This is a genomic window from Psychrobacter sp. L7 (assembly GCF_002810365.1).
Classification (GTDB): Bacteria; Pseudomonadota; Gammaproteobacteria; order Pseudomonadales; family Moraxellaceae; genus Psychrobacter; species Psychrobacter celer.
This window is the reverse complement of the sequence record NZ_NEXR01000010.1, coordinates 126,527-144,385: the sequence shown is the minus strand read 5'-3', so window position 1 is coordinate 144,385 and position 17,859 is coordinate 126,527. Positions and strand designations below refer to the sequence as shown.

Here is a 17,859-nt window from a genome sequence, read left to right as displayed (position 1 = left end):
GAATTAGTTAGCAGCGGCTTCTGTAGATTTTTCTTTGGTAGCGTTGTTTTCAGAGGTGTCATTACCAGCTGGCTTCTTATCCATTGTTTTTGCCGCTTGCTGCGGTGTTTTGGCCTCAGCACCTTTTGCAGATGGTGCTGGATTGGCGCTCTCTAGTGGTTTTACCACCACTTCTTGCTCAGGTTTGACCTTCGAGCCACCAATAACGACCACTTTATCACCCGCTTGCAGGCCATCTGTGACGATCCATTGTCCATCATAAGTACCATTGATGGTGACTGGACGCACTTGGATTTTGTTGTTTTTGTCAGCGATGTACACTTGCGTGTCGCCTTTAGGCGTACGCATGACCGCACTTTGTGGTACTAAGGCGGCGTTGGTGATGACGCTCTGCGTGAGGCGAGCGGTGACGTACATGCCTGGCAACAAGATATTGTTGCTATTTGGGAAAATCGCGCGCAAGGTGACCGCGCCTGTGGATTCATCGACTTTGGCCTCAGACAGCGCAAGCTTACCGCGTACCGGATAGACCGAGCCGTCTTCTAATACCAGCTCTACAGAGTTCATACCTGGCTGTGCTTTGCCTTCAGATATTTGTTGGCGTAGCTTCAGTAGCTCAGATGATGACTGACTGATATCGACATAGATAGGGTCTAAGCGAGAGATGGTCACCAACGGATCGGGCTGACCTGCGCTCACTAGTGTACCCGCCGTCACGCTTGAGCGGTCCGTGCGACCCGTCAATGGCGCACGTACGATGGTACGGTTGAGGTCTAGTGTGCTGGCTTGTAGCCCAGCCTTAGCCGTTTGAATGCCTGCTTTGGCACTTTCGATGCCCGCTTGGGTCTGTCCGACAGCGGCCGCCGCGCTTTGTACAGCAGCTTGTGCGGTGCGTACCGCGGTTTGTGCTTGTTCGTATTGCTGCTTGGAGATGGCATCGATATCGACCAGCCCTTGCAGACGTTGTAAGTCGTTTTGCGCCTGTGCCAATGAGGCTTGACGGCTGGCTAGCTCAGCTTTGGCATTGGCGTTGTTGGCCTGTGCTGTCTGATAGTTGGCTTGTGCTTGCTGCACCGCGGCTTGCCCACTGGCGACAGAAGACGCATAGTTGTCGGTATTGATGCGATAAAGGGGCTGGCCTTTTTTGACGTTGCTTCCTTCACGGAACAGCACTTCGTCGATGACACCATTGACCTGTGGGCGGACGTCAGCGGTTTGATACGCGGCGGTACGTCCAGAGAATGTCTGTACTTGAGGGACGGTATCAAATGTAACGGTTTGGACGTTGACGACCGCAGGCGGCATCTGCTGCTGAGCGGCTTCAGCGCCAGCGGCGTCCTCGTTTTTGTCACAGCCAACCAGTACAGCTCCAGATAGTACAGATGCTATTACAAGCGCAAGAGTAGAATGCTTCATCAATGTCCTCGGCAATATGTATAAAGAATAATGGCAGTATAAAAAGTTTATCAATAAACCTAAGCGTATTGAATATAAAAATTAATATTGATTCAAAGCACCTATACCATATTCAAAACCTCGCTACTAGGACATCTGATAGCGCTATATCAATGAGGTACCGCGGTAAGACGCTTTGTGTTTTAGTCGCCGCTTAGGGGTAGGAGACCTATGAGTAAGCGGCAACATGGATGTATAAAATGAATAAATAATTATAAACTATAGGGGTAACCCCACAGTCAAGTGACTAATATCGCGGATTGTCATAAAAATCAGCAATGTTGGCAGCGCTATAAGTGCTAACTATCCGTGATATCAGCGTTATGTCAAATAACTGAGCAGCCCTAACCGCCTATTAATCAGCAAAAATAAATGTTAACTTTTGTTAAAAATGCAAAGCCCTATAACTATTAAGGTGTTTTTTGCTGCCTAAGTCGCCTCTGTCTACAAAAAATCGGCGTTGGCAAGCCATAATTGTGACCGCGGAAATAAACGCTTAATCACTCGGTCATTGGACAAAGAGTGCGACGATCTTACTACTAATGACATTACAACCTATAGCAAGCGCGCGCTGGCAAGCTCAGTCAATTGATACAGACCATGACGGTAGCGGTTGTCAGGCAAGCTCTCAAGCGCCTGTTGCGCCAGCTTGGTTTCTTCTAAGGCGCGCAGCTTACAGTAGTCTAAAGCACCCGATTGACGGACCAGTTCGATGAGCTGCGCGGCATTGGGGGTTTTGCCCGTTTGTACAGCGACTCTTAATTGCTCATAACCCTCATGGTCGCTTTGCTTGAGGAGCTCAAGAGCTTTGATGGTCGGTAGTGTCGGCTTGCCTTCAGCCAAGTCATCACCAAGGTTTTTACCCATCAGCTCACTGTCGCCGCTGTAGTCGAGCACATCATCGATGATTTGAAAGGCGTTGCCGAAGTGCTGGCCAAAATTGCCAAGCACTGGCATATATTCTGTCTTGCCTTGCAAAATCGCCGCGCCTTGGGTCGCCATCATAAACAGCCGTGAGGTTTTGCCATCGATGATGTTGAGATAATCGGTCTCAGTGGCCTCAGGATTATGCTGATGCTGCAACTGCAAGACTTCGCCTTCAGCGATATCACAGGTGCCATCAGAGAATACTTGCAATAGCGGCAAGCTTTGAAAACCAACCAATAAATTAAAGGCACGGGCGATCAGATAATCACCGACCAGTACGGCGGTGGCGTTGTCCCACGTGGCATTGGCCGTGGGCTTGCCGCGGCGCTGACCTGACTCATCAATGACATCATCGTGTACCAGCGTCGCAGTATGCAGCATCTCTGTGATGGCCGCCAAATGCATGGCTGATTGTGATGGGTTGTCATCAAACATACGAGCACATAGCAAGGTGATAAGTGGGCGCATACGTTTGCCCCCTGCATTGATCACATGCTGTGAGACGCTCATGACGAGTTGTACTTTGGAGTTCAGGCTGCCAAATACTTGTTTGTCCATGATCTCAAAATCATCGGCCACGATACTTTGGATATCGGCATAGCTGGGCGTGGGCTGAGCGTTAGGCGTATTCGTGTCTAAAAGGGTACTGGTCATAATAAATCGTCATATCAGTCAAAATAAAAAAGTTTGGTAGCCTCGGTCTTATATAGCAAAGGCGTCGTTTTGGTTATAATAGCATAGCTGTGTTTTTGAATGGTTGGTTAAAGTGTAGTGCGCTGACGCGGATAGGTACTGGGCTGGGAAGGTAGACGCTAACAGCCAACCGAGAATAGACATTAAAAACAACCAAAGAGTAAATAAAGCACTGTAAGTCACTGATTATATAAGCTATAATGGCCACCGTTAGGCATTAGCCATGCGTCGTATTTGCTAGCGTGTCTGCTAGCGTGTGTCTTCAATTCACTCGATAGTTATCTAAATGGGCTAAAAATGGCCAAATTTTGCCAAACATCATCAAATAGCGGGTCAATATCCCGATATTAACGGCGCTATTTTCCTTGTTTGGCCGCAATGTAGCTCATTTTTATCACCATTTTTGAAATAAAGACACGCCCTAGACTAAGTAACTGGGCATTCACAATCATTGATTGTAAGTTATAAACAGTCACAGGCCATAAAAAGTGTGTAGCAATAGCGAACACCTTTATAAAGCTTGATCATCACTGACAAGCAGAGAGATACGGACGATGGTATTTAGGTAACCACCTTACAAAAACAAGAGGCGCGGCTTGCTTTTATGAGCAAAAAGCCGTAAAATCTTGCCTTTAATTTTTCCCTGTCGTGTTCGTTATCGAAGCGTTGATATAACATCAGCCACGGCACACGGGTTAAACGGAGTCATACAATGTACGCAGTAATCAAAACTGGTGGTAAGCAGCACCGCGTTGTCGTCGATGAGCTTTTAAAAGTTGAGCTACTAAAAGCAGAAAAAGGCGAGACAATCAAACTAGAAGACGTGTTGATGGTTGTTGACGGCGATAACGTCAAAATCGGTCAGCCTGTTGTTGAAGGCGCTAGCGTAGAAGTTGAAGTGGTTGAGCATGGTCGCGGCGAAAAAATCCGTATCATCAAGCACAACCGTCGTAAGCACTATCACAAAGAGCAAGGTCACCGCCAATGGTACACCTTGTTAAAAATCAAAGCCATTAATGCCTAATTCCCTATTTAGCGATTATCGCTAAACTAGCGCACTAAATGCTTAAGAGTTATCGCATTGGCGGTAAGTCACATTAACAAGGAGATTTTCTCATGGCACATAAAAAAGCTGCCGGTTCGACTCGTAACGGTCGTGATTCAAACCCAAAAATGCTCGGCGTAAAAATCTTTGGTGGCCAAGCTATCACAGCTGGTAACATCATCGTACGTCAACGTGGTACAGAGTTCCACGCAGGCGAAGGCGTTGGCATGGGTCGTGACCATACTTTATTTGCCCTAAATGACGGCGTTGTAAAGTTTGCGACCAAAGGTAAGTTCAACCGTCGTTATGTATCGGTTGAAAGCGCATAATTCATGGCCTATAACGGCTTAGCAATGATGCGACGTCATTTTATTTATCTTTCATTTGTATAAAATGACAACAAAAAAGCTTCTACTGTCTGAGGGCAGTAGGAGCTTTTTTTATGCCAGTCATTTCTCACGAACGTTATTGAGCGTTTTGTACTAAGTGCTTTGAGCTAAGTGTTTTGTTGGGCGCTTTGTATCAGCCATTGTATGTCAGATTACGAGTTTAAAAGACGGCTATTGGTCTATTAGACGACCGGTTTGGAAGGAATCTAAAAAAACTTACCCAATCGCGCCATAGGGCAGTGCGTTTGGTTTATGATGTACAATCGCCGCGCGTCAATCAGTTACAAGCGTGTATGGCAGCCGTAGTAAAGATTGCAAACGATGACTAGGCGTGTAATAAAAAAACTGGCACACTGTCTGCATTGTTTACTCACGTCGATTTTTTGGCGCGGGATAAGCACTTATTGAAAAAAACAATTTTAATGAAGACATTTTATTTTTATGCGATTTGCATGTTGAGAGAGGAATGAGTATGACGTTATCTAGCAAACCAACCACTTTAACACAAAAACTGATGAGCAGTGCGTTGACAGGTGTATTGATGACATCGCTTGGCGTGGCTGCTCCTATGATGGCGATCAGCCAATCAGCAACCGCCGCCCCTGCGGACAATTTAACGGCCGCTAAGCGCTTAAATAAGCTTTTGGCAAACACCAAAAGTATGACCGCAAACTTTAGCCAAACCACCAAAGGCGCCAATAGCGGCACCTTTACAGGCACGATGAGTGTACAGCGTCCCAATAATTTTCGCTGGGAAACCAAATCCCCGTCGCAGCAGCTTATCGTGGCCAACGGCAACTCGATGTGGGTCTATGACAAAGACTTAGAGCAAGCGACCAAACAAAATGTCGATAGCCAAGTAGGCAACACGCCAGCGTTATTGCTGTCGGGTGATCCCAGTAAAATTGATAAAAACTTCAAAATCACCCAGCCTTATGACAATAAAAACTACTACGTGCTTTATCCAAAAGCCGATAGCGCGAGCTTTAAGAGCCTGTCGATGAGCTTTAGCGGCGGTAAGCCTGTGATGATGGTGCTCAATGACAGTTTGGGTCAGACTACGTCTATCAAGTTTAGCAATATCAAGCTAAACCCCAGTATTGGTAGTAGCCAGTTTAAATTTACCCCGCCAAAGGGTGTGGACGTCATCAATCAGTAAGTTTAGTCTTCAAAACAAACGACTATGGATAAAAAAAGGACAAGCCTTGCGTGGTTTGTCCTTTTTTATGGCAGCAGGACTCTAAGACATCGCTTGGATAGCTTCCATGTCTGGCATAGGCGGCAGTTCATCCAAATGCGTCAGCCCAAAGGCGTCCAAAAACTGCGGCGTGGTATGCAGCAGTGCAGGGCGCCCTAAGGTGTCTTTATAGCCGTCCTCGACGATCCAGCCTTTATCAAACAGTTGGCGCAAGATATTACTCGATAGCGTCACGCCGCGTACGTGCTCGATATCGCTACGGGTCACAGGCTGCTTATAGGCGATGACGCTTAGAGTCTCAAGCAGGGCTTGGCTTAGGCGCTCTTGACGCTGCGGAAACACGCGCTGAATGAGCGCGCTATAGTCATCTGAGATTTGCAGTCGATAACCACTAGCGGTCTTGTGCAGACTGAGCACGCCGCTGGCTAAGCGTAATTGTAACCGCTCTAGCGCTTGGGTCAGCTCTTCGACCGTTAACGACAGCTGTTTTTTTAAGACCGTGTCAGTAAGAGGTGTCTCTGATGCGTGCAACAGCACTTCGATATGCTTACTCATCGTCTCTAAATAATCGTCCGTCTGTGTTGGCGATTGGTGCTGGTTGTCTGTCATTGCATATATTCTCTACTAAAAAATATTAAGCCAGCCATTGTAGCGTTAGTTGTCCTATGTGGTCGTCTTCTGCAGACCCTGTATCAGCATCAGTACCAGCATCGTTAGGGCGACTTTCTAAATCGGTACTTACAACGCCAATCAGCTGCCGTTTTATCAGCTCCAGGACGGCAACGAAGCTGACCACCACACCGATCTTACCTTGGGTTTTGTCCAGCAGCTCATAAAACGAGCGCGCGCCATCCGTGCTTAGCTGACGGCTGATGCTGGCGATACGGTCAGACAGCGGCACGGCATCGACCTTGATGGTGTGCATCTGATAATCAGGCTGCAACTGCATCTTAAACAAACTATCGATCAACAGAGTTGGTGAATAGCTAGGTAATTCGGCGCTCATCACCTCGGTGCTGGGCATGCTGACCATCGCCAAAAACACATCACGCTCAAGACGCACCAGATTGTCCAAGCGTTGACTGACCGCCTTGATCTGTGCGTATTCTTCAAGGCGCTCGATCAGCTCTGCCTTTGGGTCACGCTCATCGCTTGGCACCTCAGGCGTGGGCAGCAGCAGTTCAGATTTGATCGCAATCAATGTGGATGCCATCAGTAAGTAGTCGCCCGCCAGCTCAAAATGCTCGGTATCTAGCTCACTGATATAAGCCAGATACTGCTCTGTGATAGGCAAGATGGGCATTTGCGTGAGATCGACGTTGTTTTTTTTGACCAGATACAATAAAAAATCAAGTGGCCCGGCAAATTGCTCAAGCCAAATGGCAAAGGCCCCAGGCGGCACGTACAGATCATCGGGCAGATGTTGTACAGGCGTTTGATAGATACGTAGCGGTATTTGGCTGATAGCGGTGCTGTCTTTTTTGTCAGGCGTGCTAGCAGACAAAGCCGCTTTATCTAAAGCGGCTGATTGTTTGGTCGTTGAGGTTTGCATGTTTAGCACCTGTCCTGATGGCGACGTACTTTGCCACGTAAGGAGCTATTTAAGTTTGGCAAGTGGACGTATTCCAATAGCACGGCGCGCCTTATCTAACTGTTTGCGGCTATGACGGCGCGCTTTGTTTGCCCCCATTTGTAGGATTTCTTCAAGCTCTTTGGGGTTGGCCATCAGCTCCTCATAACGCGCGCGAAATGGCGCAATCTCGCTATTTATTTTATCAAACAATACTTGCTTGGCATCACCCCAGCCGATACCAGCGGCATACTGTGCGCGCATATCAGCGATTTCTTCAGCAGTGGCAAACGCTTTGTAAATCTCAAAGAGTGCTGAGTCATCAGGGTCTTTTGGCTCATCAGGCAATTGCGAGTTGGTGACGATTTTCATGATGGCTTTGTGCATTTGCTTTTCAGCGCTGACTTGTGGATTGGTCTCACCAAATAGAGGAATGGTGTTGCTATAGCTTTTGCTCATCTTACGACCATCAAGCCCTGTCAGCAAAGGTATGTCTTCATCAACGACCGCTGAGGGGAGGGTAAAGAGCGGTTTGTAGCGATGGTTAAAGGTGCCAGCGATGTCACGCGCCATTTCGATGTGCTGTACTTGGTCACGGCCTACGGGAACGTGGGTAGCGTTGAACATCAATATGTCCGCCGCCATGAGTACAGGATAGCCAAACAGCCCCATGTTGATGCCTTGATCTGGATCGACATCGGCTTTTTCTGTATTGATATCGACTGCCGCTTTATAGGCATGGGCACGGTTCATCAGACCTTTGGCGCATGAGCAGTTCAAAATCCAAGCCAGCTCTGGTATCTCAGGCACATCCGACTGACGATAAAACGTCACACGCTCAGGGTCAAGACCACAAGCAATCCACGTCGCAGCAATGATTTTGGTTGACTCATGGATGACGGCAGGATCGTAGCAGCCGATGATGCCGTGATAGTCGGCCAAAAAGAAAAACGCCTCATCGTCGCTATTTTGGATCGACTCAATCGCTGGACGAATGGCACCGACATAGTTACCTAGATGCGGGATACCTGTCGGTTTGATGCCAGTGAGGATGCGTTTGTGTTCTTTATTAAGGGCGTCAGTTTGATTAGTCATGAAAAATCCGTGGTTGGTTTACTTTTTAATTTATTAGAGTGATATTAGTATTTTTGCTTAAGTAAAAGAGTGGTATTGACGTCAACGACTCAATTTGATGGCGCAAATTATAACAAATTTAGCTACTGCTTTGTTTGGGTATCAATGTCTACTTATAAATATCTGTACGACCATCAGGGCCGTTTTTGAAGCGGCGATGGAACCACATCCACTGAGTCGGATCAATACGAATCAGTCCTTCTAATATCTCATTGACACGTGTTGCATCAGCCACCTCATCATTACTAGGATAGTTCTCCAGCGCTGGGGTAATGGTCAGGTGATAATGAGGACGTTTGCCTCGCGGTAAGTTATCAGGCGTTTGCCGATAGGTATGCAGTGCCATGAGCGCAGGTGGATGCTGTTTGTCACCCAGTTTTGCCATACGTCTGGCGGCGGTAATGGTGGCTGCTGGTACGCCAAAAAACGGTGCCATCACCCCTTGTTTGAGGCCATAATCCTGATCGGGTGAGTACCAAATCACGTGTCCAGCTTTGATTGAGGTGACCAAGCTGCGCATATCGCGGCTAGAGATTTGCTTACCAAAGATAGTGGTGCGGCCGTTGTAGATAAACCAATCGAGCAATGGATTGTTTTGAGGTCGATACATACAATCGACAGGGAAAAACTGCGCGCTTAGCAAGCCGCCCAAATCCAGCATGGTGTAATGAGCACCCAACAAAATCACAGGGCGATTGTCGTTTTGCGCATTAACCAAATGCTGTAGTCCTGAGATTGAGACAGTACGAGTAAAGACATTGGGGCGAAACCAAGCACACAAGGTCTCAAACACACCGATGCCCTGGTTGACAAACACTTGCTTTGCCATCAGCTCGCGCTCAGCTTCTGGTTTTTCTGGAAAGGCCAGCCTAAGATTTATCAGCGTATCACGCCGACGCGTGCCTGCTACGGTATAAACCAAAATACCTAGCTTACGGCCCAACCAAAACTGCCAACGCAGCGGTAGATATATCATCGGTAATATAAAAAAGAATAATAGCCAAATGCCCCAGTATTTGGGCAACAAAAACTGCCATTCAAAAGGCTTTTTTTCTGCTTGTGCGGTGCGTTTGTGGTTTTGTGTGATGGTCGGCGTACCGGCAGGGATGGCAGGTGATTTGCTGTTGTTTGTGGCCATATGATTAGGCGACGCAGGGCGTGAGCCTGATACATCAGTCTTTGGGTGCTTGCTGGGGTCGTATTGTTCTGGCGCTTTCATAATAAGGATGAGGTAATAAAAGTTACTATCATGATGGGGTAGTGCTGAATACTTTGCAAGGTGGTTTTTGCGTGTAGCAGGTTTTTTTAGAATAGTATTAGACACATAGCCATAAAAAAACCTTATAAGCTGTGACCAGCTTATAAGGTTTTGCAAATCTACTCTGTGGCTTAATGCGGATAGGGCTGTTTTGAGATAAAGCGGCCAATCGCAAAAAGATAAGATATAGCTTTGATTAACGTTTTGAGAATTGTGGGCGTTTACGTGCTTTACGTAGACCCAATTTCTTACGTTCGACTTGACGTGAGTCACGAGTAACAAAACCAGCTGATTTTAGAGCAGGCTTTAATGTTTCGTCAGCTTCGATCAATGCACGAGTGATGCCGTGGCGGATTGCGCCCGCTTGACCACTGATACCACCGCCTGCAACGGTTACGTATAGATCGTATTCGTTAGCAGAGTCAAGTAACTCTAGTGGCTGACGAACGACCATGCGTGAAGTTTCACGGCTGAAGTATTCATCAAGTGGTTTACCGTTAACAACGATAGCACCAGTACCTTTCGCTAAAAAGACACGAGCAGTAGACGTCTTGCGGCGACCAGTTCCGTAATTGCGTTCCATAAGTGACTCCTTAGATGTCTAGTTCTTTAGGTTGCTGTGCAGTATGTGGATGTTCTTCCCCGGCATATAGCTTTAGCTTCTTAATCATCGCATAGCCAAGAGGACCCTTTGGAAGCATACCCTTAACTGCTTTGTATAGAACATCTTCAGGCTTATGTGCAATCAGCTTGGTGAAGTTGGTTTCTTTGATACCACCTGGGTAGCCACTGTGACGATAGTACTTTTTGTCTTGTGCTTTTTTACCCGTTACCGCGATTTTTTCTGCGTTGATGACAACGATGAAGTCACCAGTATCTACGTGCGGAGTATAAGAAGTTTTATGCTTGCCACGTAAGCGAGTAGCAATTTGAGTGGCTAAGCGACCAAGGGTTTTGCCGTCAGCATCTACGACATACCAGTCATGGGTCACTTCAGCTGGTTTTGCACTAAGTGTTTTCATGATAAAACCTTAAAATTAGAATTCGTTGAGAGTTTAGCTGGGAACGGGGCTCTCAAAAAACAGACTGCACATTATAAGCAGTAGCGCCTACGCTTGCAAGCTGCATTGGGGTTTATTTTTGCCTTTATGCATCAAACTGCAGCGTTTGGCCAGTTTTTAAGCGGTTTTAGACATTTTGTAGGTGTTGCGTGATTTTGCTAAAAGCGGTGAGGCAAAGAAAAGCGATTTGCTCATCACTCACTTTTTGCAAGCACGGTGCAATTATGACGGTGCCAGCCGATAAAGTCCAGCGACAACTTGGCCGACTTTGGTTTGTTTCAGGCAATCAAAGCTGATGCTTGTTGGCTCTGTCTGCGCCGCGCAGGTCGTTGATTGGCTAAGGTGGTCGGCCAACTGCTGCAATTGATACTCTAGTGCTTTGTCTGCCTCAAGATACAGCAGCGTGTCACTTGTGATCAGCGACTGATCGATGAGCGTCGTCAAGATAGGCTGCCATAAGTCCTGCGCATACGGCGGATCGATAAAGACGATATCAAAGTGACGTTGCAAGGTTTGATTGTGCATCAGAACGTGTTCGGCTGTACCTTGGTTAATTTGATAACGATGAGTCTCTAAGCGTAGCTGCGTGGCGCTTTGCTCAAGTAAGCGGCATTGGGCAGGATTGGGCTCGACAAAGGTAGTGTGCGCCGCGCCGCGTGACAGTGCTTCAAACCCCAACACCCCGCTGCCTGCACAGCTGTCGAGCACATAAGCGCCGTGTATATCAGCCAGCAACCAGTTAAATAATGTTTCGCGCAGGCGGTCGGGCGTCGGACGCAAGCCTTCGGCGTCGACGAATCGGACGATACGGCGCTTGTGTTCACCACCGATGATGCGGACATCTCCGGCAGAGCTACTCTTTGCCAGATGGCTGGTTTTGGGTGTGCGGTTTTTAGCGGCGCGTCTGCTTGAGGATTTTTTTGTCATGGCTTGGGTTACCGTGTCTGATCGTGGTCTTTATTTTGCTTATTATTCCTATGTATCCTATTGTGCCGCTGCATTGGCAGTTTGCTCAGCTTGTGCTTTTTCTTCTTTATCACGCAGCGCATCACGCATGGCTTTGTCAAACGCTTTTTGACGTTTAATGGCTTTTAGCTCGTCTGCTGTCGGTGGCAAGATAGGGTCATCGTGCCGCTGTATTACCCAATAATCAAAGAGCGCGCGGCCAATTGGGGCGGCAACGGTACTACCGCCGCCACCGTTTTCGACCAGCACCGCCAGCGCGATTTGTGGGTCATCGACAGGGGCAAAGCCACTAAACCACGCGTGGTCCCAGTGGCGCTTATCGAGCGCAGACTTATCATAGCGCTTGCCTTGGGCGATGGACTTGACCTGTGCGGTACCCGTCTTGCCTGCGATGCGATATTCTGAGGTATAAATACGGCGTCCGGTGCCGTTTTTTATCACGCTCTCCATCGCGTCATGCATGCGTAGCCAGTCTGAGGGCTTGCCATTGTAGTCGATTTTGCCATCAGGTTTGCTGATGATCTTTACATCCGCTGCGCCGTCGCTACTTTTGAGTAAATGCGGGGTGATATGTTGCCCTTTGCTGGCCGTCATGGCGGTAGCGTTGGCTACCTGTAGCGGCGTCGCCAAAAAATACCCTTGACCGATACTGACTGAGATGGTTTCACCCGGTAGCCAGTCTTTATCATAAGTTTCTTTTTTCCACTTCGGCGATGGCATGATACCTGAGCGCTCATGCGGCAAATCAATACCTGTCTGCTCTCCAAAACCAAAGCGCACCATCCAGTCATGCAGGCGCTGAATGCCCATCTCATAGGCGAGTTTATAGTAATAAGTGTCCACCGACATCACCACCGATTTTTTGAGGTCGACTGAGCCATGACCACCGCGTTTCCAGTCACGAAAACGGTGACTGTCGCCTGGCAAGCTAAAATACCCTGGGTCATAGATAGAGGTCTCCCACTCTCGTAGGCCATAATGCAGCGCGCCCAAGCCCTCAAAGGGCTTGATGGTAGAGGCAGGGGGATACATGCCCTGCAGCGCACGGTTGTACAGCGGCTGATCTGGGTCATCACGCAGGTCGCCATAATCTTTAAAGGAGATACCAGAGATAAAGGGGTTGGGGTCGTAGCTTGGGTTACTCACAAACGCCAGTACGTCGCCTGTTTTGGGGTCAATGGCCACAATGGCACCGCGGCGGCCATCTAGCTGCTGCTGGGCGACTTTTTGTAGGCCATAATCTAAGCTCAAAGTGATGTCGTTGCCCGCGATCGGTGGTTTGGTGTCTAATTGGCGGATGATGTTGCCGTGCGCGTCGGTCTCAACCGATTGATAGCCTGGCTGCCCTAAGAGGATATCTTCATAATAATCTTCGATACCGATTTTACCGATGAGGTCAGTGCCTGCATAACGATCCTTGTCGATACGCTTGGTTTCTTTGTCATTGATACGGCCAACATAGCCAATGACATGGGCAAATAGCTCATCATAAGGATAGGAGCGGGTCAGCTTACTTCGAATCGTCACGCCCCGAAAAAACGGTTTACGCTCGCTAAACTGCGCCACCTGCGCTTCGGTTAGGTCAATCTTGATGGTGACTGGATCGTTTTTGGCTTTATTCAGACGCGCCAAAATATCAGTGACGTCCGTCTCTGTCAGATCAAAAATAGGCGCCAGTAAGTTTAAGGTGCGCTCAGGGTTTTCGACCTCATCAGGGCTGAGCATCGCGGTAAAGACAGGTTGATTGTCGGCCAAGATAATGCCGTTGCGATCATAGACATAGCCACGGCTCGGCGGCGCTGAGATCAGCTTGATACGGTTATTGTCCGCTTGCGTCGTATATTTATCATGCGCATAGACCTGCAGATAGCCATAACGCAATATCAGACCACCCAATCCTAGGAGGATAATAGCGCCAAAGATGATAATGCGATTGGTAAAAATACGATTGACCTGTTCGGTATTGGGAGTCAGCGGTTTATTCATAAAAATCAAAGCCCAAACGGTCAGCGAGTCAATAAAGCTGAGTCAGCAAAACATGGATAACAAAAAATAAGCAAACAAATAGACAGGTTTGCCAAAGCGCGGTAAGAATAAAGGATAATGCAAAGGGTTTCAATCACATAGATGGTCTTTGCTCAAAAAGACATCTTAGCAACTGACTGGCTGATATCTTATGCGGTTGGTGGACAAATTATAACAGAAGCCATGCGCGCGCGCAGTACTCGTCAGCGGGTTTGTCACGATTATCTGCTGTCAGGCGCTATCTGGCCGACCACCATCATCAGGTCCATATAAAGTGAATATCAGTAGACACGACCTAAAGGGCGCGATTGCTATGTTGGGTTAGCTGTATCAGCGCTGGCAGTGGCTCACCGTTATTTGTCAGATGAGTCACAACTTGCGCGCTGTGACGTGTGCTAATAAATAGCAAGTATGCTAAAATCAGGCGATTTGTTTTATAGTCGTTATGATGGCCGCGCGTCTTTTTGCCGCGCTCGAAGTTTGCTAACGCTCATTTACTAGCACCGACAATCAACCTGTCAGGAATCAGATAAATCATGGACGTAACTTCATTGTGGCAGACAATCGCTGAGCATCCAGAGTTTTTTGCCATGCTAACCATCCCGCCGGTGACCGCCTTTGTCACTTGGGCACATGTGTGGATGGCGCTCAAAATGCTGTTTTATCCGATTAAGTTTTGGGGTATTCGTATCCCAAACTTTCCGTTTTTTGGTTTGCCAGGTATTGGCTGGCAGGGTATCGTGCCGCGTAAAGCCGGTAAGATATCGGGGGTTATCGTCGATCAGACATTATCAAAGCTTGGGTCGCTTGATGAGTTTTTTCAGGCGATGGAGCCTGAGCAGATGGCAGCCTTTATCACGGAGACGGTCGATAAAAACCTTGAGGTGTTGATTGATGAAATTATGCTCGATCATTCGCCAGCCTTATGGGGCAATTTGCCATATGCTGTCAAGCGCCGCGTCTATGCCCAAGCGCACAAAGAGCTGCCAAGCATCATGCAGTCCTTGGTGACGGATTTGACGTACCATGTCGAAGATCTCGTCGATATGCGTCAGATGATTGTCAATAAAATGGAGAGTGATCGCCGCTTGATGGTCAATATGTTTTTGAAAGTTGGCCAAAAAGAAATAGATTTTATCTGGCATATCAGCGCTTTGATTGGGCTGGTCTTTGGTATTATCCAGATGTTTATCTTTTTGGTGGTGCCGCAGCATTGGACCGTGCCGTTTTTTGCGGCGATTTGGGGCTTTTTGACCAATTGGATTGCGATTTGGATGGTGTTTAATCCTGTTGAGCCGCGTTTTATACCTTATGTGAAGTTTTTTACAGTTCAGCGCCGCTTTCCGTTTATTCAGCCGCAAATGCCGCACATCGCCCAGTACCGTTTGCAGGGCGGTTTTATGAAGCGGCAAGAAGAGGTCTCTGAGGTGTTTGCTGAGATTGTGGTGCGAGACTTGGTGACGTTAGAAAACATCATGAATGAGATGATGTATGGCGCGCGCGCGCCGCAGACGCGTGACTTGATGAAGTCGCATTTGTATCAGGTGTTAGAGTCGCCTGTGATCAGTACTACGCTGCGTGTCGGACTGGGCCGCCGTGAGTATGGTCAGCTAAAAAACACCATTATTGACAAGTCAATCGTGGCCACGATGGTGCCGCTGCGTGATCCTGAGCTCAATGAGAGCCGTGCCAGTAAAATATTTGGGATGTTTCGCGATCGGATTCGGGCACTGACGCCAAATGAGTTTCAAAACCTGCTGCGTCCTGCCTTTAAAGAGGACGAGATGACGCTGATCATCCTTGGTGGTTTGACAGGGTTTTTGGCAGGCTGGCTGCATTTGGTCTTGGTGTTTTTTCCTTCAGTACAGTGATCTGTCATGGGCGCATCGCTGAGTATAAGTATAAATAGCAGATACGTTTTTTGTATCAATGATTCCTATTGATACATCACGACAATAGTAGCGAGTTTTACAGCTTCTATAGCCATTAAAACCGCCGTTTTTAACCGTAAACTATGACCGCATAAAGGACTATTTCGCGTTTGCCAGTGGCCAAAAGGCTATTGGCAAATCCTTAATTGTATCCAAGGTAAACAAGGTTAGACCGTATGTTAATCACAGAATTGGGTTATTTTGCCTTGCTGGCCGCCTTTATATTGGCGATTTTGCAGGTGGTATTACCAACCGTTGGCGTCATGCGCGATCACGTTGCTTGGCAGCGTCTCGCGCCCAGTCTCGCGTGGGCGCAATTTGCTGCCATGATTTTTTCATTTGTTGCGTTGATGGCAGGCTTTTATTTCAATGACTTTAGTCTCGTCTATGTCACGCAGCACTCTAATACTTTGTTGCCTTGGTACTATAAACTCTCGGCGACATGGGGCGGGCACGAAGGCTCGCTCTTGTTGTGGATGACCATCATGGCCACGTGGTGCGCGCTGGTCTCCTATTTTAGCCGTGGCTTGCCGTTGTCGATGCGCGCGCGGGTGCTCGTGATATTGGCTGGTGTGCAGGTTATGATGCTGGCGATGCTGATTTTTACCTCGTCGCCATTTGATCGCACCTTGCCCAATTTGCCCGTAGATGGGGTAGATCTAAACCCACTTTTGCAGGATTTTGGGCTGATCATTCACCCGCCGATGCTGTATATGGGCTATGTGGGCTTAGCGGTGCCATTTGCTTTTTGTATGGCGGCATTGTGGGAAGGGCGTTTGGATGCAGTATGGACACGTTGGTCGCGTCCATGGGCGCTAGCGGCTTGGGGGTTTTTGACCGTTGGTATCGCTCTTGGCTCTTGGTGGGCGTATTATGAGCTTGGCTGGGGTGGTTGGTGGTTTTGGGACCCTGTAGAAAACGCCTCACTCATGCCGTGGCTGGCTGGTACGGCGTTGCTGCATTCGCTGGCGGTGACCGAAAAACGCGGGGTCTTTAAGGCTTGGACGATCATGCTGGCTATTTTTGCCTTTGCGCTGAGCTTGCTTGGTACTTTTTTGGTGCGCTCAGGGGTGATTACCTCGGTGCACTCATTTGCTGCCGATCCCACGCGCGGGCTGGTAGTTTTGATGATTCTTGGTATCGTTGTGGGCGGCGGGCTATTGATGTTTGCGGTGCGCGGTTGGCGCTTGACGGTTGAGAGTCAGTATCAACTGATCTCACGAGAGTCGTTTTTGGTGATTAACAACGTTATTATCTTAATTGCCACTTTGGTGGTATTGCTGGGTACGCTATATCCGATTATCGCTGACTCTTTTAACCTCGGTCAGGTCTCTGTCGGCCCTCCGTACTTCAACGCGCTGTTTGTGCCACTGACGTGGCTGCTGCTCATCGCGATGGGTATGGGCTCAAACATTCGCTGGAAAAAAGACAGCCGTCCGCTCTTGGGCGCTGGCATGGTGATTGCCGCAAGTAGTCTGGTACTGGCTGCGATTATCACCTACTTTGCTAGCCCCTCTGCCATGCTCAATATTGGCGTGACATTGGCGATCAGTTTTTGGGTGTTGTTTTGGATGGTCGTTGATTTCAAAGACAAAACCAAAAATGCCCCGAGTCGTCTGCAGGGGCTGCGCCAGCTACGTCTGAGCTATTGGGGACAACAAACCGCGCATATTGGTGTCATCATTGCTGTCATTGGTGTGGCCTTTACCAGCACGCTCAGCATCGAGCGTGATGTGGCACTAGGGCCAAACGAGAGCGTCCATGTCCAAGGCTATGACTTTACGGTTAAGGACTTTCGCGAAGTCAAAGGCAGTAACTTTGATGCTACTCAAGCTGAAGTATTGGTCAGCAAAGATGGGCGCGATGTCACGACTTTGTATCCTGAAAAACGTAACTATATCATCAGCATGATGCCAATGACCGAAGCTGCCGTTGATGCCAGCCTCATGCGTGACGTCTATGTGGCGCTTGGTGAGCCTATCGCTGCTGACAGTAACGAATGGGCAATTCGTATCTATGTGAAGCCACTGATTCGCTGGATATGGCTAGGCGCAATCATCATGGCCTTAGGCGCGCTGCTCAGTATGCTTGATAAGCGTTATCGTTTTAATAAAGACAAGACACCTGCGCAAATAGCTGCCAAAAAATCAGGCTTTGCCACGGTTGCCGACTTGGATACACCAGCACCAAAGAGAGGGGCGTAAACA

The 17,859-nt window shown here is 48.2% G+C and carries 15 protein-coding genes; 5 read left to right on the top strand and 10 right to left on the bottom strand.

The window, feature by feature from the left end:
- Nucleotides 1-3: 3 nt before the first annotated feature.
- Together CAP50_RS10305 and CAP50_RS10300 are read right to left on the bottom strand one after the other, a co-directional pair.
- The gene (locus CAP50_RS10305) at nt 4-1,416 is read right to left on the bottom strand and encodes an efflux RND transporter periplasmic adaptor subunit (protein WP_075100624.1); all 1,413 of its coding nucleotides are present in this window, start codon (nt 1,414-1,416) and stop codon (nt 4-6) included.
- Nucleotides 1,417-2,010: 594 nt separating this feature from the next.
- Nucleotides 2,011-3,036 carry a polyprenyl synthetase family protein gene (locus CAP50_RS10300; protein WP_100749925.1) on the bottom strand — a complete coding sequence of 342 codons (1,026 nt, stop codon included), beginning with the start codon at nt 3,034-3,036 and terminating at the stop codon, nt 2,011-2,013.
- Between the two features lie 751 nt (nt 3,037-3,787).
- On the opposite strand from CAP50_RS10300, the gene rplU reads away from it, so the two are divergent.
- From rplU to lolA, 3 genes are all read left to right on the top strand, one after another.
- Complete coding sequence (gene rplU / locus CAP50_RS10295) at nt 3,788-4,099, top strand: 50S ribosomal protein L21 (protein WP_075100626.1); 312 nt, start codon at nt 3,788-3,790, stop codon at nt 4,097-4,099.
- A 92-nt stretch (nt 4,100-4,191) separates the two neighbouring features.
- Nucleotides 4,192-4,449: a 50S ribosomal protein L27 gene (gene rpmA, locus CAP50_RS10290; protein WP_075100627.1), complete on the top strand. Its 258-nt coding sequence runs from the start codon at nt 4,192-4,194 to the stop codon at nt 4,447-4,449.
- 532 nt (nt 4,450-4,981) lie between these two features.
- Nucleotides 4,982-5,668, top strand: coding sequence for an outer membrane lipoprotein chaperone LolA (lolA, locus tag CAP50_RS10285; protein ID WP_100749924.1), 687 nt, complete (start codon nt 4,982-4,984; stop codon nt 5,666-5,668).
- 81 nt (nt 5,669-5,749) lie between these two features.
- Here the strand turns inward: lolA and scpB are convergent, their stop codons facing one another.
- From scpB to mrdA, 8 genes are all read right to left on the bottom strand, one after another.
- Nucleotides 5,750-6,316, bottom strand: coding sequence for an SMC-Scp complex subunit ScpB (gene scpB / locus CAP50_RS10280; RefSeq protein WP_100749923.1), 567 nt, complete (start codon nt 6,314-6,316; stop codon nt 5,750-5,752).
- A 25-nt stretch (nt 6,317-6,341) separates the two neighbouring features.
- On the bottom strand, nt 6,342-7,259 hold the full coding sequence (locus CAP50_RS10275; RefSeq protein ID WP_100749922.1) for a segregation and condensation protein A: 918 nt from the start codon (nt 7,257-7,259) through the stop codon (nt 6,342-6,344).
- 45 nt (nt 7,260-7,304) lie between these two features.
- On the bottom strand, nt 7,305-8,372 hold the full coding sequence (locus tag CAP50_RS10270; RefSeq protein ID WP_100749921.1) for a tryptophan--tRNA ligase: 1,068 nt from the start codon (nt 8,370-8,372) through the stop codon (nt 7,305-7,307).
- A gap of 148 nt (nt 8,373-8,520) precedes the next feature.
- Entirely contained in the window at nt 8,521-9,630 is a 1,110-nt protein-coding gene (locus CAP50_RS10265; protein WP_100749920.1) for an LpxL/LpxP family acyltransferase, read from the bottom strand.
- 235 nt (nt 9,631-9,865) lie between these two features.
- Nucleotides 9,866-10,252, bottom strand: coding sequence for a 30S ribosomal protein S9 (gene rpsI / locus CAP50_RS10260; RefSeq protein WP_075100631.1), 387 nt, complete (start codon nt 10,250-10,252; stop codon nt 9,866-9,868).
- A gap of 10 nt (nt 10,253-10,262) precedes the next feature.
- Complete coding sequence (rplM, locus tag CAP50_RS10255; RefSeq protein ID WP_075100632.1) at nt 10,263-10,691, bottom strand: 50S ribosomal protein L13; 429 nt, start codon at nt 10,689-10,691, stop codon at nt 10,263-10,265.
- 261 nt (nt 10,692-10,952) lie between these two features.
- Complete coding sequence (rsmD, locus tag CAP50_RS10250; protein ID WP_100749919.1) at nt 10,953-11,657, bottom strand: 16S rRNA (guanine(966)-N(2))-methyltransferase RsmD; 705 nt, start codon at nt 11,655-11,657, stop codon at nt 10,953-10,955.
- A 57-nt stretch (nt 11,658-11,714) separates the two neighbouring features.
- Nucleotides 11,715-13,682, bottom strand: coding sequence for a penicillin-binding protein 2 (mrdA, locus tag CAP50_RS10245; protein ID WP_100749918.1), 1,968 nt, complete (start codon nt 13,680-13,682; stop codon nt 11,715-11,717).
- 575 nt (nt 13,683-14,257) lie between these two features.
- On the opposite strand from mrdA, the gene CAP50_RS10240 reads away from it, so the two are divergent.
- Together CAP50_RS10240 and CAP50_RS10235 are read left to right on the top strand one after the other, a co-directional pair.
- Nucleotides 14,258-15,592 (top strand): hypothetical protein, encoded by a 1,335-nt coding sequence (locus CAP50_RS10240; RefSeq protein ID WP_100749917.1) that lies wholly within the window; start codon nt 14,258-14,260, stop codon nt 15,590-15,592.
- 236 nt (nt 15,593-15,828) lie between these two features.
- Nucleotides 15,829-17,856, top strand: coding sequence for a heme lyase CcmF/NrfE family subunit (locus tag CAP50_RS10235; protein WP_100749916.1), 2,028 nt, complete (start codon nt 15,829-15,831; stop codon nt 17,854-17,856).
- Nucleotides 17,857-17,859 lie beyond the last annotated feature (3 nt).

Bases quoted from the DNA above. Each gene is read 5' to 3' on its own strand.
- rpmA (WP_075100627.1), top strand. From the start codon at position 4,192: ATGGCACATAAAAAAGCTGCCGGTTCGACTCGTAACGGTCGTGATTCA.
- rpsI (WP_075100631.1), bottom strand. From the start codon at position 10,252: ATGGAACGCAATTACGGAACTGGTCGCCGCAAGACGTCTACTGCTCGT.
- scpB (WP_100749923.1), bottom strand. From the start codon at position 6,316: ATGACAGACAACCAGCACCAATCGCCAACACAGACGGACGATTATTTA.
- CAP50_RS10270 (WP_100749921.1), bottom strand. From the start codon at position 8,372: ATGACTAATCAAACTGACGCCCTTAATAAAGAACACAAACGCATCCTC.
- mrdA (WP_100749918.1), bottom strand. From the start codon at position 13,682: ATGAATAAACCGCTGACTCCCAATACCGAACAGGTCAATCGTATTTTT.
- CAP50_RS10275 (WP_100749922.1), bottom strand. From the start codon at position 7,259: ATGCAAACCTCAACGACCAAACAATCAGCCGCTTTAGATAAAGCGGCT.
- CAP50_RS10240 (WP_100749917.1), top strand. From the start codon at position 14,258: ATGGACGTAACTTCATTGTGGCAGACAATCGCTGAGCATCCAGAGTTT.
- rplM (WP_075100632.1), bottom strand. From the start codon at position 10,691: ATGAAAACACTTAGTGCAAAACCAGCTGAAGTGACCCATGACTGGTAT.
- CAP50_RS10265 (WP_100749920.1), bottom strand. From the start codon at position 9,630: ATGAAAGCGCCAGAACAATACGACCCCAGCAAGCACCCAAAGACTGAT.
- rplU (WP_075100626.1), top strand. From the start codon at position 3,788: ATGTACGCAGTAATCAAAACTGGTGGTAAGCAGCACCGCGTTGTCGTC.
- CAP50_RS10300 (WP_100749925.1), bottom strand. From the start codon at position 3,036: ATGACCAGTACCCTTTTAGACACGAATACGCCTAACGCTCAGCCCACG.
- lolA (WP_100749924.1), top strand. From the start codon at position 4,982: ATGACGTTATCTAGCAAACCAACCACTTTAACACAAAAACTGATGAGC.
- CAP50_RS10235 (WP_100749916.1), top strand. From the start codon at position 15,829: ATGTTAATCACAGAATTGGGTTATTTTGCCTTGCTGGCCGCCTTTATA.
- CAP50_RS10305 (WP_075100624.1), bottom strand. From the start codon at position 1,416: ATGAAGCATTCTACTCTTGCGCTTGTAATAGCATCTGTACTATCTGGA.
- rsmD (WP_100749919.1), bottom strand. From the start codon at position 11,657: ATGACAAAAAAATCCTCAAGCAGACGCGCCGCTAAAAACCGCACACCC.